The sequence below is a fragment of the Collinsella aerofaciens genome (genome assembly GCF_039752955.1).
GTDB lineage: Bacteria > Actinomycetota > Coriobacteriia > Coriobacteriales > Coriobacteriaceae > Collinsella > Collinsella aerofaciens_BI.
This window is the reverse complement of the sequence record NZ_JBDMHB010000047.1, coordinates 1-14,456: the sequence shown is the minus strand read 5'-3', so window position 1 is coordinate 14,456 and position 14,456 is coordinate 1. Positions and strand designations below refer to the sequence as shown.

At 60.1% G+C, this 14,456-nt stretch carries 12 protein-coding genes; 11 read left to right on the top strand and 1 reads right to left on the bottom strand.

The features are described 5' to 3' along the window. On the top strand, window positions 1–961 hold a 961-nt coding region (arcC, locus tag ABHR75_RS08730; RefSeq protein WP_346964132.1), incomplete at its 5' end, for a carbamate kinase. Between the two features lie 256 nt (window positions 962–1,217). On the opposite strand, the gene ABHR75_RS08725 is transcribed toward arcC, so the two are convergent. Beyond that, window positions 1,218–1,814, bottom strand: a complete 597-nt coding sequence (locus ABHR75_RS08725) for a C39 family peptidase (protein ID WP_346964131.1) — start codon at window positions 1,812–1,814, stop codon at window positions 1,218–1,220. A gap of 797 nt (window positions 1,815–2,611) precedes the next feature. Between ABHR75_RS08725 and ABHR75_RS08720 the strand changes: the two genes are divergently transcribed. The 10 genes from ABHR75_RS08720 to ABHR75_RS08675 all read left to right on the top strand — a co-directional run bounded on the left by ABHR75_RS08720 (window position 2,612) and on the right by ABHR75_RS08675 (window position 14,198). Next, window positions 2,612–4,063, top strand: a complete 1,452-nt coding sequence (locus tag ABHR75_RS08720) for an APC family permease (RefSeq protein WP_161145314.1) — start codon at window positions 2,612–2,614, stop codon at window positions 4,061–4,063. Window positions 4,064–4,194: 131 nt separating this feature from the next. Then, window positions 4,195–5,472 (top strand): metal-dependent hydrolase family protein, encoded by a 1,278-nt coding sequence (locus tag ABHR75_RS08715; RefSeq protein WP_055285286.1) that lies wholly within the window; start codon window positions 4,195–4,197, stop codon window positions 5,470–5,472. 112 nt (window positions 5,473–5,584) lie between these two features. Continuing rightward, window positions 5,585–6,976 (top strand): sensor histidine kinase, encoded by a 1,392-nt coding sequence (locus tag ABHR75_RS08710; protein ID WP_346964130.1) that lies wholly within the window; start codon window positions 5,585–5,587, stop codon window positions 6,974–6,976. Window positions 6,977–7,014: 38 nt separating this feature from the next. After that, a complete protein-coding gene (locus ABHR75_RS08705; RefSeq protein WP_346964129.1) occupies window positions 7,015–7,749 on the top strand; it encodes a LytR/AlgR family response regulator transcription factor in 735 nt (244 codons plus the stop codon). 91 nt (window positions 7,750–7,840) lie between these two features. Beyond that, entirely contained in the window at window positions 7,841–8,785 is a 945-nt protein-coding gene (locus ABHR75_RS08700; RefSeq protein ID WP_117746458.1) for a zinc dependent phospholipase C family protein, read from the top strand. Between the two features lie 101 nt (window positions 8,786–8,886). Next, entirely contained in the window at window positions 8,887–10,146 is a 1,260-nt protein-coding gene (locus ABHR75_RS08695; RefSeq protein WP_346964128.1) for an MFS transporter, read from the top strand. A gap of 171 nt (window positions 10,147–10,317) precedes the next feature. Further along, window positions 10,318–11,505, top strand: coding sequence for a glycosyltransferase (locus ABHR75_RS08690; protein ID WP_346964127.1), 1,188 nt, complete (start codon window positions 10,318–10,320; stop codon window positions 11,503–11,505). Then, window positions 11,502–12,845, top strand: a complete 1,344-nt coding sequence (locus ABHR75_RS08685; RefSeq protein ID WP_346964126.1) for a histidine kinase — start codon at window positions 11,502–11,504, stop codon at window positions 12,843–12,845. Before ABHR75_RS08690 ends, ABHR75_RS08685 begins: the two co-directional genes overlap by 4 nt. A 72-nt stretch (window positions 12,846–12,917) precedes the next feature. Then, window positions 12,918–13,634 (top strand): LytR/AlgR family response regulator transcription factor, encoded by a 717-nt coding sequence (locus ABHR75_RS08680; RefSeq protein WP_346964125.1) that lies wholly within the window; start codon window positions 12,918–12,920, stop codon window positions 13,632–13,634. A gap of 96 nt (window positions 13,635–13,730) precedes the next feature. Beyond that, window positions 13,731–14,198, top strand: a complete 468-nt coding sequence (locus ABHR75_RS08675) for a YfcE family phosphodiesterase (protein ID WP_022094114.1) — start codon at window positions 13,731–13,733, stop codon at window positions 14,196–14,198. Window positions 14,199–14,456: the final 258 nt, after the last annotated feature.

Here is a 14,456-nt window from a genome sequence, read left to right as displayed (position 1 = left end):
GTCTAAGCCTCTTGGCAAGCCCGATCGTATTGTCGTCGCCCTTGGCGGCAACGCCCTCGGCAACAACCCCGTTGAGCAGATCGAGGCCGTGAGCAACACCGCTCACGCTCTTCTCGGCCTTATCGAGCAGGGCAACGAGATCATCATCACCCACGGCAACGGCCCGCAGGTCGGCATGATCCAGAACGCCTTCGCCGCTGCCCATGACGCCATCGGTACCCCCGAGATGCCGCTGCCCGAGTGCGGCGCCATGTCCCAGGGCTACATCGGCTATCACCTGCAGCAGGGCATTGGCCGCGAGATGCACAAGCGCTATAAGCGTTGGCACGCTGCCACCGTCGTCACCCAGATCGAGTGCGACCCCGACGATCCCGCATTCAAGAACCCGACCAAGCCGATCGGCCCCTTCTACACCGAGGAGCAGGCCAAGGAGTTCATGGCCGAGGATCCTTCCAAGGTCTTCGTCGAGGATTCCGGTCGTGGCTGGCGTCGCGTCGTCGCTTCCCCCGATCCCAAGAAGATCGTCGAGGCTGACTCCATCCTCAACCTGCTCGACAACGAGTTCATCGTCATCGCCTGCGGTGGCGGCGGCATCCCCGTTGTCCGCGACTACGAGAACAAGGGTTGCTACAAGGGCGTTCCCGCCGTCATCGACAAGGACCTGGGCGGCGAGCTGCTGGCCGAGGACTGCGACGCCGACGTTCTGTTCCTGCTGACCGCTGTTGAGCATGTCGCCATCAACTTTGGCAAGCCCAACCAGGAGGAGCTCGAGGACATTACCGCCGACGAGGCCGAGCGCCTGGCCGATGAGGGCCAGTTCGGCAAGGGTTCCATGGAGCCCAAGGTCCGCGCTGCCATCAAGTTCGCCCGTTCCCGCAAGGGCCGCACCTGCATCATCGGTGCCCTGGACAAGGCCGCCGAGACCATGGCCGGCCTCTCCGGTACCCGCATCCACGAGTAGCCTCTACTCCGTTGCCTCTCTCGTGGGCGCCAGGCAAGGCGCCCGCAAACTAGCCTCTCTTCATGAGCCCCGCGGTCCGCTCCGACTGCGGGGCTTTTGCTGTTCACCTAGTCATTGGGAACCCGGCACTTGGGGACGTTCCTTTCCTGCCGGCAGCTTGGGGCAGTCCTTAAAGGCTGTCTCCAACGACCACTCATTTAAGTCTGTCCCCAATGACTGCCCCCAACGGCTGGTCATTTAAGTCTGTCCCCAATGACTAGTAGTAGGCCCACATGGCTTCGATTTCATTGAGGACTTCTACCACGCCCCAGCGGCGGGCGCTGCGGCTGGCCGAGTTGGGATCGAAGACTCCAATCTGGTCGGCGTCGTCAATACCGTAAAGCACAATGTAGTGTCCAACGCTGGTAAAGGTGCCCGGCCGAACGGCGGCGATGATGGGCGCTCCCGAACGCAGCGCCTGAGTCATCGAGTCGCGATCGTTATGGAGCTCCGTTCCGTTAAGTCCCAACTGCCACGCGCCGCTCGTCATAAACGACCATTCGGTTGCACCAGTGGGGGCGTAATTGCCCGCCTCGGAAAGCGCGCACATATCGACGGGGGTCATATCGGTGCGTCCCGTCTTAAAGATATAGACCATGGTGAGGCACGTAGGCCCGCAGGCATTTTGGCGGATGGTGCCGCCGGCGTAAGACAGCTCCGACCACGCAGGGTCGATCTGATAGATATGGGGCATCGTGCCGGCTTGCCATTGCGGGCGCGGGGTCGAAAAGGCGAAAGAATAACCGGGCGCGACGGGGGCCTTGAGCAGCTTGTCCTCGGCGGTGGGCTCGAGACCGGCCGAGCCGTGGGACATACAGGAGCTCATAAACACAAAGACCAGACAGGTGAGGATAGAGCACAGTGCGAGGCGAAGTCGACGAGCCGGCAGGGCGGGGGCATTCACGTGCGATGTCGAGCGGTAGGGCTTGCCGTCGCGTCCACCTTGGGGATGCGAAAAGAAGCGGTTGATATGGATGCCGGGCTGACGTGCGCCGTTGCGGCGCAGTTGCGGAACCTCGGCTTGATGCTGTCGAGTGCGCGCGCCTAAGCGGCTGTCTTGCTGCGCGCTTGTGCCCGTGCGCGGACGGCCACTTTGCCGTGTTTTGCTTGCCTGCTGCCGAGACGAAGGCCTGGGTTGCTCTTGAGGACGTTGCGGATTGCTGCTCGTGGCACTTCTGGGCGTAGGCGTGGTACGGCCAGCAAGGCGAACGCTTTGTCGCCGTTGATCACCGTCGTTGTATCCGTATGCCATTCGTACCGCCTTGTCTCATGTATAACCTATCCATCCTACAAAAAAGATGTGCAACAAATGGGTCTGCGCGTCAAAAGCTCGGCAAACGGTACGAAAGGCGCAAAACACACGGCCTCAAAAACATCTCTATATGCGTCCGATGAGCGTACGCCCGTCGGACGGGCGGCAACAATGAGCGGCAAACCGTGCCGTTCGTCCCAAAAACGGTGCCGCTCGTTTTGCAGTTCTGCCTTCGGTCGAGCTGCGAGCGGCGCTGCTGCGCCAAGGCCGTATCTTAAAGCCATGGAATAAAAGCGCGCGGCAAAACGGACCGCGCAAGGGGTGACGCCAAGGGCGTCAAAAAGGAAAGGAGGGGAACAATGGCGGACAAGAACGCAGAAGTTGCAGTCGAGGATAACGGCGGCATGAAGAAAACGCTCTCGCTCTGGAACTTCTTCACCATCGGCTTTGGTGCCATTATCGGTACCGGTTGGGTTCTGCAGGTCGGCGACTGGATGGTCGTGGGCGGCGGTCCCGTTCCCGCTATGATCGCATTCCTCTTGGGTGCAATCTTCCTCGTGCCCGTCGGAGCTGTTTTCGGTGAGCTCACGGCTGCTATCCCCATCTCGGGCGGCATCGTCGAGTATGTCGATCGTAGCTTTGGCCGTACACTGAGCTACATCACCGGATGGCTTTTGGCCCTGGGCAACGGCATCCTGTGCCCGTGGGAGGCCATCGCCATTTCGACCCTCGTGTCCGAGATGTTCGGCAGCCTACCCGGTCTTGAGTGGCTGCGCGCCGTCAAGCTCTACACCATACTGGGGGCCGACGTCTACCTGTTCCCGACGCTGATCGCGCTCGGCTTTGCAGTCTACGTCATCTTCCTCAACTTCCGCGGCGCCAGCTCGGCTGCCAAACTCCAGGCCTTCCTGACCAAGGCCCTGCTCTGCGGCATGCTGCTCGCCATGGGCGTCTCGCTGTTCACCGGCTCGCCGGACAACGCCATGCCCGTGTTCTCCCAGGTCGCCGGCGCTGGCGGCGGCAAGGCCGCTACCGAGAGCACCAGCCTGTTCGCCGGCATCGTGTCGGTCTTGGTTCTGACTCCGTTCTTCTACGCCGGCTTCGACACCATTCCTCAGCAGGCTGAGGAAGCAGCCGAGGGCCTCAACTGGAACAAGTTCGGCAAGATCATCTCCCTGGCACTGCTGGCCGCCGGCGGCTTCTACATGGTCTGTATCTACTCGTTCGGCACCATCCTCGACTGGCATGAGTTCGTTAAGAGCCCGGTTCCCGCGCTCGCCTGCCTCAAGGGCATCAACATGCTCCTGTACCTGGCCATGCTCGTCATCGCCACGCTTGGACCCATGGGCCCGATGAACTCCTTCTACGGCGCCACGAGCCGCATCATGCTCGCCATGGGCCGCAAGGGCCAGCTGCCCGAACAGTTCGCCGAGGTCGACCCCAAGTCCGGCGCTCCCAAGCTCGCCTGCGTCGTTCTGGGCGTCATCACCGTCGTCGGTCCGTTCCTGGGCAAGAACATGCTCATCCCTCTGACCAACGTGTCGGCTCTCGCCTTCATCTTCTCCTGTGGCATGGTCGCCCTCGCTTGCCTGCGTATGCGCTTCACCGAGCCCGACCTGCCTCGTCCCTACGAGGTGCCCGGCGGCAAGTTTGGCATCGGCCTCGCTATCGCTGCCTGCGCCATCATCATCGGCCTGCTCGTGATTCCGTTCTCTCCCGCCTCCCTCAACATGGTGGAGTGGAGCATCGTGATCGGCTGGCTGGCCGTCGGCCTGGCTCTCATGGCCTTCACCAATTCCCGCAAAAAGTAACGCCGAGCCGGGGCGGATCAGGTGCGCGGGACCCTCTCTTCCGCGCACCGAACCCGGCACCACTTGGGTAGCTTTGTGAGGCCTTAACCCAACACGGCCTCGCCCACTATATGGATCCATAAGGAGGAACCATGTCCACTAAGTATGCAATCGTTGGCGGCAAGCTCATCGACGGTACCGGTGCCGAGCCGGTCGAGAACTCCCTCGTTCTCGTCGACGACAACGGCAAGATTGAGTACGCCGGTGCTATGCAGGACCTTCCCGAGGGCGTTGAGGTCATCGACGCCGCCGGCAAGACCGTCCTTCCCGGCCTGATCGACACTCACCTGCACTTCTCGGGCAACTTGACCGACGATGACACCGACTGGGTCATGCAGCCGCTCCTCGAGAAGCAGGCCGTCGCCGTCAAGCAGGCTTACGACTGCCTCACCCACGGCCTCACCACCGTCTGCGAGATCGGCCGCTTTGGTATCCAGATCCGTGACTGCATCGACAAGGGCGTCTTCAAGGGCCCGCGCGTTCTGGCCACCGGCCTTGGCTTCTGCCGCGTTGCCGGCCACGGCGACTCCCACCACTGCAGCCAGGAGCTCAACAAGGAATCGCACCCCTGGGGCGATCAGGTCGACGGTCCTTGGGATCTGCGCAAGGCCGTCCGTCGTCGCCTGCGCGAGAACCCCGATGCCATCAAGATCTGGGCTACCGGTGGCGGCATCTGGCGCTGGGACTCCGGCCGCGACCAGCACTACTGCTCCGAGGAGATTCAGGCCGTGGTCGAAGAGGCCAAGATGGTCGGCATCCCCGTGTGGAGCCACTGCTACAACAACCACGCCGCTGCCTACGATTCCGTTCGCTTTGGCTGCGAGCAGCTGATTCACGGCTTCGATATCGATGAGCGCACCATGGACCTCATGGCCGAGCAGGGCACCTTCTTCACCCCGACGATCGCTTTCCTGCCCACCTGGTACGCCACCTATCCGCCCGTCTACGTCCCCGAGCTGCACGACAAGTACGAGGGCACCCTGGTCGAGAAGGAGCTGCAGCGCAACTACGACTGCCTGCGCGAGGCCAAGAAGCGCGGCGTCGTCATGACGATCGGCTCCGACTCCTTCTCCTTCGTCACCCCGTACGGCACCTGCTCCATCGAGGAGATGTACGAGTTCGTCGACAAGATCGGCTTCACTCCGGTCGAGACCATCACCTGCGCCACCCTCAACGGTGCCAAGATGTGCCACATCGAGGACGAGACCGGGTCCATCGAGGCCGGCAAGTGCGCCGACCTGCTGGTCGTCAACGGTGACGTCGCCGCCGACATCCACGTGCTCAACACCGACAACATGGACGTCATCATGAAGGACGGCTGGATTGTCGAGGGCGGCACCTTCGGCGAGGCAAACAAGTACAGCGCCTAAGCTACCGTTCATCGATGGCTTGATGTAAAACACAGTATTTGATTGCATAATGCAATGGAGAGGGTCGCTTGCGGCCCTCTTTATTGCTATGGGGTGCGTCGGTAAGAAGGAGATGACGGTGGATCTCAATAGGCTGATTCTGGGCAAGAGCTACAACTCTACCAAGGTCTTTCGTACCGCTCAGCATGTGGTTCAAGCCATCTTGCTCGGTATTGTCGTTCCGCTGCTTATCCTGCTGCTCATCTGGGATCTAACCGATAATCCCAATCCCGTTCCGGCCGTTGTCGTCATTGCCGGCTTGGTCATGCTGTGCTTCTTCTTCTCGTACGTCTTTGTCGTTCCCGACGACCTCACATCGAGCGCAACCGACCGCACGCTCGCCATCGCTTCAAAAATATTCGCCTACACGTCGCGCGGCCTTACGCCCGAAGCTGCCCTGGGCGCCTCTAAGATCATCCTGTCCGAAACTATCGCCTCTGCCATCTGCTTTACCGACGGCAAGCAGGTGTTGGCAAGCTGGGGCGAGGACTCGGCAAAATGCCCCGCGGGCACCCCGGTGGTGCTGCGGACTACGCTCAACGTGATCAACAGCGGTGAGCAAAGCGTGTTCTCGCGCGATGCCTCGACCGAGACAGGTGGCTACTTTCCGCGCCTGCGCGCCGGTATTGTCGCACCGCTTACCGTGCGCGGGCATTGCGTGGGCACGCTCGAGCTGTATTATCCCCGTCTGAGCAGCATCGATATGCGCCAGACGGCGCTTGCCTCGGGCTTTGCCGACCTCATTTCCACGCAGCTTGCGAGCTTTGAGCTCGAGCGCCAGGACGAGCTTACGGCCCGCGTGGAGCTGCGCGCCTTGCAATCGCAGGTCGATCCTCATTTTCTGTTTAACACCATCAGCACCATCGTGTCGCTCGTGCGTACCGAGCCGGACAAGGCCAGGTCGCTGCTGATCGACTTTTCCAATTACTACCGTCAGACGCTTTCTGATTCCGATACCCTCACAACGCTCGAGCACGAGGTGGAACAGGGCACTCGCTATATCAATCTTATGCAGGCTCGTTATGGCGACGGCCGTCTGCGCGTCTCGGTCGATATCGACTTTGAGGTGCGCGACAGCCTGGTGCCGCCGTTTATCTTGCAGCCGTTGCTCGAAAACTGCATCAAGCACGCGCAGCGCGAGACCAAGCCGCTTTCTATTCATGTTAGGGCTTTCGAGACCGATGACGGTTTGGAGATCATCGTCGAGGACGACGGCATCGGTATGAGCGAAGAAGTCTGCGCGCATCTGTTTGAGCAGCATCGCCTGGAGGAGCCCGAGAGCATTACCGCCGACGGCTCCGTCAAGCGAGGTTGCGGCCTGGCGCTCTTCAACGTGCTTCAGCGCATCCATTTCTTTTACGGAGAAGATTCCGGCATGCGCGTGAAGTCCCAGGAGGGCGTGGGAACGCAGGTCATCGTCGAGCTGAACGGCGAGCCGCATGAGCCTGCGCCGTTGACGGCGTAGCACGCGGTTGGATTGAGAGAAAAAGAGGGGAAGCGCATATGTCCGAAGGCTGGAACATCTTGGTGGTTGATGACGAGCCCCCAATTAGGGCTGAGCTACGCTATCTGTTGGAAAAGGATACGCGTGTGGGTCAGATTGCCGAGGCGGGCAATGTCACCGAAGCCGTGGAGTTGATTCTGTCGAGCAAGCCCGACGTGCTGTTTTTAGACATTACCATGCCCGGTCGCTCGGGAATTGAGCTTGCCGAGACCCTGCAAAACCTAAAGAGGCCGCCGGTCGTGGTGTTTGTGACGGCATTTGCCGAGTATGCGGCCGATGCCTATAACCTCGATGCTGTCGATTACATCGTCAAACCGGTCGAGGATGCCCGCCTGTCAAAGGCGCTCGACAAGATCGAGACTGCCCTGGGTGCTCGCCGTGTCGTCCACGCTCCGCGCCAGCCTTTGCGCCTGACGGTGGATCGCGGGGGCAAAAGGGTGTTCATTCCCGTGGCGGATGTCTGCTACTTTGAGGCGCGCGCCGATTTTTGCAACGCCGTCTGTGCCGAGGGGACATACCTGATCAATGAGTCGATTTCCTCGCTCGAGCGCCGCTTGGCCTCCGAGGGCTTTATCCGCGTCCACCGCAGCTATCTGGTTAATTTGGAAGACGTGCATAATGTCGAGATCGGCTCCACGGGCCTGATGGAGCTCAGGCTCGACCGTGTGAGCTCGACGGTGCCCGTTTCACGCCGTCGCGCTGCCGAGGTCAAATCGCACTTGGGGCTTGCGTAAGGGTCGGTACGCCATCGTTTGCCGTTGCAGGTTTGGTATGACTGTGCGATGGGCATAATGGATTGCATCGAATGAAATCGAAAGGATCATTATGCCCGCGCTCATTACGCATCATCTGTTTGGCGAGGAAAGCATCGACCGTCTTCCGCAGGGCGTTATTACGTCCGACGAGGAGCGCATCGCCTTTATCCTGGGAAACCAAGGTCCCGACCCGTTTTTCTTTCACATTCTGACACCGCGTGTTTCCGACTGCACGCTGCTGGCGCAGGTCATGCATCGGTCGCGTATGTCTCGCCAGTTCGCGTGCCTGCGCGACGGCGTGTCGCATCTGCTGCCGCGCGACGCCAGCTTGGGTCGCGCCTTTGCGCTGGGCCTGCTGTCTCATTACGTGCTCGACCGCAACGCCCATCCCTTTGTCTATGAACAGCAGTTTGGCATCGTGGAGTCCGATTCAGAGCTTGAGGATTCGAGCAGTCAGGTCCATGCCGTGATCGAGAGCGACCTGGATGTACTGATGCTGCAGCTTAAACGCGATGGCGCTACGGTCGACGATTACCCGCCGGCGGGCGAGATCGTCACTACCGATCGCATCAATCGCGTGGCCGGCGTGCTGATGAGCTATGTTGCCGGACGCGTGTACGGCATTGACATTCCGGCGGGGGAGTACGGTGCTGCCGTTGCCAATATGCAGCGACTTTACCGCGCGATTGAGCCGGCCGGCTCCGCAAAGACGCGCGCGATCTCGCTGGTTGAGGGCTTGGTGCACGACTACTCGCTGCTCGACGGCCTTGCCCATCGCGTGACGACGGAGCTGCCCGAGCGCACCGGTAACCTGGGCCATCTGACATGGAAGAATCCCTTTACCGACGAGGTCTCGAACGAGAGTTTCCCCGAGGTCTTTGATCGCGCGCTGGTCGATTACGAGTGCACGGTCGCACGTTTTATCGAGACCGGTGACATGGATGCCGTGACCAGTCACGTCAACTACAGCGGTCGCGTGCTCGAAGCCGATGAGGAGTTCGACCGCGAGGAATAGGGCCCGTGCGTGCCCCTTTGCCGAATCCTTACCGGCGGTTCTGGACAATTAGGGTACGATGAACTAACTGCATATCGGGCGAATACGAAGGGGCCCTGTCCATGAAATACACCAAGCTCGAGCGTAACTGGGTTATGTACGATGTGGGCAACTCGGCCCTCGTACTGCTCAATACCTCGGTGGTGCCCATCTACTTTAACGCCATCAATACCGGTGCTTCCTCGGCAGACCTGGTGGTCGCTTGGGGCAACGCGCAGACGATTGCCTCGCTGGTCATTGCCATGCTCATGCCCATTCTGGGCGCGCTTGCCGATTACGCCGGCAACAAGATCAAGTTCTTCTTGGGCTTCTTCCTCACGGGTCTGGTTCTTTGCCTGGCGCAGGCTATCCCAATGTCCGCCATGGCATTTTTGACCGTGTACGTGCTGTGTACCATCGGCCTTAACTCTTCCATGACGTTCTACGACGCCATGCTGCCCGACATAACCACCGACGAGCGCATGGACGCCGTGTCCAGCTCGGGCTATGCCTGGGGCTACATCGGTTCCACCGTGCCGTTCATCATCTGTCTGGCGCTTATCATGGGTGGCCCCGCTCTTGGCGTCCCCACCATGCTGGCAACGCGTCTGTCGTTTGTCATCACCGGTGCCTGGTGGCTCATCTTTACCTTGCCACTCATTCGCACCTATAAGCAAAAGTACGGTCGCGAGCGCGGTCCTGAGGACACCATCGGCCACATCGTGGGCGGCGTGTTCTCCGAGGTCGGACACACCATGCGCGAGATCGCCCACAACAAGACCGTGTTGGTCTACATGATCGCGTTCTTCTTCTACATCGACGGTGTGCACACGGTCATTTCCATGGCAACCAGCTACGGGTCGGCTCTGGGCATCGACTCGACCCAACTGGTGCTGGCTCTGCTCGTTACGCAGTTTGTGGCCTTCCCGTCCGCCATCATCTACGGCAAGCTCGCCGGTCGCGTGGGCACACTCAACATGATCTTGGTGGCCGTCGCCGCCTATATGGGCATCGTGCTCTTTGCCGCGTTTTTCTTAAAGACCGCCTTTGAGTTTTGGGTGCTCGCTATTTTGGTCGGCTTGTTCCAGGGTGGCGTGCAGGCGCTCAGCCGCAGCTATTTTGGCCGCATCATCCCCAAGGAAAAGTCCAACGAGTACTACGGCTTCTTCGATATCTTTGGCCGTTACGCAAGCGTTATGGGCACCTTCCTGGTGTCGGTTGTCACCTCGCTGACCGGCAACCCGTCGCTGGGCGTCCTTTCTATTGGTGTTCTGCTGATCGTTGGCTTTGTGCTGCTGGTCCGCCTGTCCCGCATGACTCGGGCGGCAGAGCATGCCGCATAGGAGCGAGCGGCTATTGTGCCTGTCCACGGTACTCTTTTGGGGTTATCCGCAATAAACATTGCGACTTGCGAGCAATGATTTGCCCAAGTGGGTATGATGGAATCAGCTAGGTCGCGGGGCGTCGCCTGTGTTTGGCGGCGCCCCGTTTTTGTGTTGCAGGGAGGGTAAGGCATGAACGCCACGGTCGTGATTCCAACGTATTGGGCGGGCGATGACGCTTGCGCAAACGCCCTTGGCACCTATGACCATTCGACGCGACTCAACGCCGACAATCCCGAACTCGACCGCTGCCTGGCCTCGCTTGAGCAGGTACGTGACATCCCGCGCATCATCCTTTTGGTGGTCTGTCCCGTTTCTGCCACAGCCGATGTGTCGCTGCGCGTGCACGAGATTGTCGACGCGCATCCCACGCTCAAGGTCACCGTTGTCACCAACACCCAGGCCTCGCGCATTGCAGACCGGGTTGCTCAGATCGCGCCCAAGGGTTCGGGCGAGTGCGTGAGCCTGCGAGGCTACGGTGCCATCCGCAACATGGGGCTAGCCTGTGCCGCTGTGCTGGGGCATGACGCGGTTATCTTTTTGGATGACGATGAGACTGTCATCGACGCCGACTTTATGAAGCGCGCGACCTATGCGTTGGGGCAGCAGACACGTCAGGGCTTGCCGATCTTGGTCAAGAGCGGCTATTTCTACGATCGCGACGGCTCGCCGCTGGCTCCCACGGACAAGGCGGGCATCTGCCATCGTTGGTGGACCAAGCGCATCGAGTTCAACCGTTGGATGAAAAAGGCGCTCTCGGGCACCCGCATCTCGCGCTCCAACTACGTGTGCGGCGGCCTGATGGCCCTGCACGCCCGCGCCTTTACGCGTGTAGCCTTTGACCCGTTTATCACCCGCGGCGAGGACTTGGATTACCTCTTTAACATGCGCATGTTTGGCTACGACGTGTGGTTCGATAACGAGTGGACCGTGCGTCATCTGCCTCCGGAGTCCGAAAAGCGCTCACCGCGCTTTATGCAGGATGTATACCGTTGGTACTACGAAAGGGCAAAGTTGACATTCGCCGCGCATCAAAAGGAGCTCATTCCCGTTACGGCGGCATCGCTCATGCCCTACCCGGGCCCGTGGATTTCGCGCGAGCTCGACGACCGCGTGCGCAAGACCGCTATGGTCCGCAGCGTGTTTACCCGCGAGCATGAGGGCTACCTGCGCATCTGGCGCCATGGTATCGACGAGGCAAAGGCCTATGCGCGCCAAAACGCTGCAAGCTACCTGCGTTTCCAGAGCTTTTGGCCCAAGATCATGGACGGGCTTTGGCGTGACGCACAACTGATCAGTATCCTGGAGGGGGCCGAATGATCGACCGCCGCGCCCAGCGCGATAGTTCAATATCAATCTTTCGCATCATTGCCGTTGCCTGCGCCATTTGCGTGCTGGTGTACTTTATTTTTGCCCTGGTGACCGGTATCGAGCCGATCGCCACGGTGATTGCCTGCGCGCTGCTGTGCATCTTTCTGTGCATCTTTATCTTTTTGACGCTCAATCCCGATTCGGTGCGCTCCCAGTACACCGAGGAGACGCTCTCGGTGGCCTCGGCCATGCTTGAGGACATTAAGGGCGGTCTGACGCAGGAGTCGGCGCGTTTGGTGTGCCGGCGCATTTTGCCCGAGACGCGCGCCATGACGGTGGCCATCACCGACGAGGGCAACGTGTTGGCCTGCGCAGGCGAGTTTGAGGAAAAACTACTGCCAGATTCTCCCATCCACACGCTTGCCACACGCTACGTTATCGAACATGGCATCGTGCAGTCGTTCAACCGTATGGTGGATGTCGTGGGCTCGGATGGCTCGCACAACCAAGTCCCCGCCGGCATTATCGCCCCCATCAAGGTGGGCGATCGTACCGTCGGCACGCTCAAGTTCTACTACAAGACCCCGCGCGCCGTCGACCGTACCCAGTACGCGCTTGCCTCGGGCTTTGCCGAGATCTTGTCCACGCAGCTCGCCATCCACGAGCTCGAGGTGCAAAAGGAACTCACGGCGCGCGCCGAGGTGCGTGCGCTGCAAGCGCAGATTAACCCGCACTTCCTGTTCAACACGCTGAACACCATTGCATCGTTTACGCGCACCGACCCGCTGCGGGCCCGCGAACTGCTTCGTGAGTTCTCATCGTTCTATCGTGCCACGCTCGACAACTCGGGATCGCTTATTCCGGTCTCGCGCGAGGTTGCACAGACCAAGCGCTACCTTACCTTTGAGAAGGCCCGCTTTGGCGAGGACCGCGTGCTTGCGACGTTCGATGTGTCCGAGGACGTGGAAGATGCGCTGGTGCCGGCGTTCGTGATCCAGCCGATTGTCGAGAACGCCGTACGTCATGGTATGGGCGATGACGACGCCCTGAGGATCGACGTGACCGTTCACCAAGACGGCGAGGATGCAATCTTGATTGCCGTGGCCGATAATGGCGTGGGCATGGATGAGGGTACCGCCGCCAGACTGTTTGACGAGCGTTCTGCCCGTCCCGACGCCAGCTCTCCCCAGGGTGGCGGCGCCGGTGTGGCCATGCACAATATTTCGGAGCGCATCCATCGCTTTTATGGGCCGCACTCCTATACGCGTGTCGAATCGGCGCCGGGCAAGGGCACCAAAGTGCTCCTTCATCTTGATTTGTCAGAGAGCATCTTCGACATTCAAGAGTAAAATAAAAGGCTACGGGCTCAACGTCATGCGACGGATGCCCGGCGTAGTTAGTTGACGAAAGGTTTTATCCCTATGCTGCGTGCGATGATTGTGGATGATGAGGCGCCGGCTCGCTCGGAGCTTCGCTTCCTGCTCGAGCAAACGGGCAAGATCGGCACGATCACGGAGGCGTCGAGCGTCCGCTCCGCCATCGAGATGCTTATGGAAAGTCGCGTAGATGTCGTGTTTCTCGATATCTCGATGCCCGGTGCCTCGGGCCTGCAACTTGCCGAGGCGCTGCATAAGCTCAAAAATCCGCCGGCGATCGTGTTTGTGACTGCGTATAGTGACCATGCGGTCGAGGCATTCGACGTGGATGCCGTCGATTATCTGATGAAGCCGGTCGAGGAAGCTCGCTTGGATCGCGCGATCGAGAAGGTCATGCAACGCGCCAAGCCGGTTACGGACAGCAAGGTGACCATCGAGCGTATCCCGGTGGAAAAGGGCGGCCGCAAGGTGCTCATTCCCGTGGACGACATTCGCTTTATCATGGCCAAGGACGATTACTCCTGCATCTATACCGTCGATGATCGCTTTTTGTCGACGACCTCGCTGGCGCAGCTTGAGGCCAAGCTCTGCGACTTTGGCTTCTTCCGTGTTCACCGCCGCTATATCGTCAACTTGGCGTGCGTCACGGATGTGGAGACGGTGCCCTCGGGCGCCATCCAGCTGGGCATTACGGGCGTCGACGAACGCGTGCCGGTTTCGCGCCGCCGCGTCGTGCCGCTCAAGAAGGCTCTGAGTCTCTAGCACACTGGCCCTGCAGCCCTGTAGACCCATCGTCTGCGGAGCCGTGGGGCCTTTTTTGTATGTATCTGCCGAATCGTTTTTTGCGGAAGGGATCCCATGAACAGTGCAAGCGCCAAGCGCATCGACATCATCTCGGACACCCACGGCTATCTTTCGCCTGCGCTTCTGGATGAGCTTGAGGGCGCGGATCTGATTATCCATGCCGGTGACCTTACGTCGGAGATGGACTACGAGCACCTATGCACTATCGCCCCCGTGCGGGCCGTACTGGGCAACAACGATTACTACCGCGACTACGGCCCCGATGTAGACCGTCTTGCGCTCTTTACCTACGAAGGCCTTAAATTCGCCGTAGCCCACTACCGCGAAGACCTTCCGGTGGGATCCGTAGACGTAGCCATCAACGGCCACACCCACGTAACCAAAGAAGCCCAAGTGGGCCGTTGCTTAGTCCTCAACCCGGGCAGCGCCAGCTACCCCAGAGGCACCCGAGGCCCCACCATGGCCAGAATGCTCGTAAAAGACGGCAAGATCATAAGCACTAAGTTTATTGACCTAGAGTAATCACAACAAAAACGGGGGATGCAGATGCGTCCCCCGTTTCCATTTGAGCCAATGGCCGAGCTTCAACAAGAACCTTAGACAACCTCGCCGCGGAGAACGCGGGCTAGCCGCGCAGCGGCGCACGCCCGCAAAACTGGTTAAATAATGTGACGGCAGGGAGGGTCTCCGGGGCTGAGGGCGGGGGTTAAGTTTGTCGCGAGTTCCGCACGCAAAGGAAAGCACTTAATGTGCTTTCCGTCTTGCGCAGGACTGTAGAGC

What these genes read in the sequence shown, in the direction of transcription:
- ABHR75_RS08725 (WP_346964131.1), bottom strand. Translation starts at nt 1,814, where the DNA reads ATGTCCCACGGCTCGGCCGGTCTCGAGCCCACCGCCGAGGACAAGCTG.
- ABHR75_RS08720 (WP_161145314.1), top strand. Translation starts at nt 2,612, where the DNA reads ATGGCGGACAAGAACGCAGAAGTTGCAGTCGAGGATAACGGCGGCATG.
- ABHR75_RS08715 (WP_055285286.1), top strand. Translation starts at nt 4,195, where the DNA reads ATGTCCACTAAGTATGCAATCGTTGGCGGCAAGCTCATCGACGGTACC.
- ABHR75_RS08710 (WP_346964130.1), top strand. Translation starts at nt 5,585, where the DNA reads ATGACGGTGGATCTCAATAGGCTGATTCTGGGCAAGAGCTACAACTCT.
- ABHR75_RS08705 (WP_346964129.1), top strand. Translation starts at nt 7,015, where the DNA reads ATGTCCGAAGGCTGGAACATCTTGGTGGTTGATGACGAGCCCCCAATT.
- ABHR75_RS08700 (WP_117746458.1), top strand. Translation starts at nt 7,841, where the DNA reads ATGCCCGCGCTCATTACGCATCATCTGTTTGGCGAGGAAAGCATCGAC.
- ABHR75_RS08695 (WP_346964128.1), top strand. Translation starts at nt 8,887, where the DNA reads ATGAAATACACCAAGCTCGAGCGTAACTGGGTTATGTACGATGTGGGC.
- ABHR75_RS08690 (WP_346964127.1), top strand. Translation starts at nt 10,318, where the DNA reads ATGAACGCCACGGTCGTGATTCCAACGTATTGGGCGGGCGATGACGCT.
- ABHR75_RS08685 (WP_346964126.1), top strand. Translation starts at nt 11,502, where the DNA reads ATGATCGACCGCCGCGCCCAGCGCGATAGTTCAATATCAATCTTTCGC.
- ABHR75_RS08680 (WP_346964125.1), top strand. Translation starts at nt 12,918, where the DNA reads ATGCTGCGTGCGATGATTGTGGATGATGAGGCGCCGGCTCGCTCGGAG.
- ABHR75_RS08675 (WP_022094114.1), top strand. Translation starts at nt 13,731, where the DNA reads ATGAACAGTGCAAGCGCCAAGCGCATCGACATCATCTCGGACACCCAC.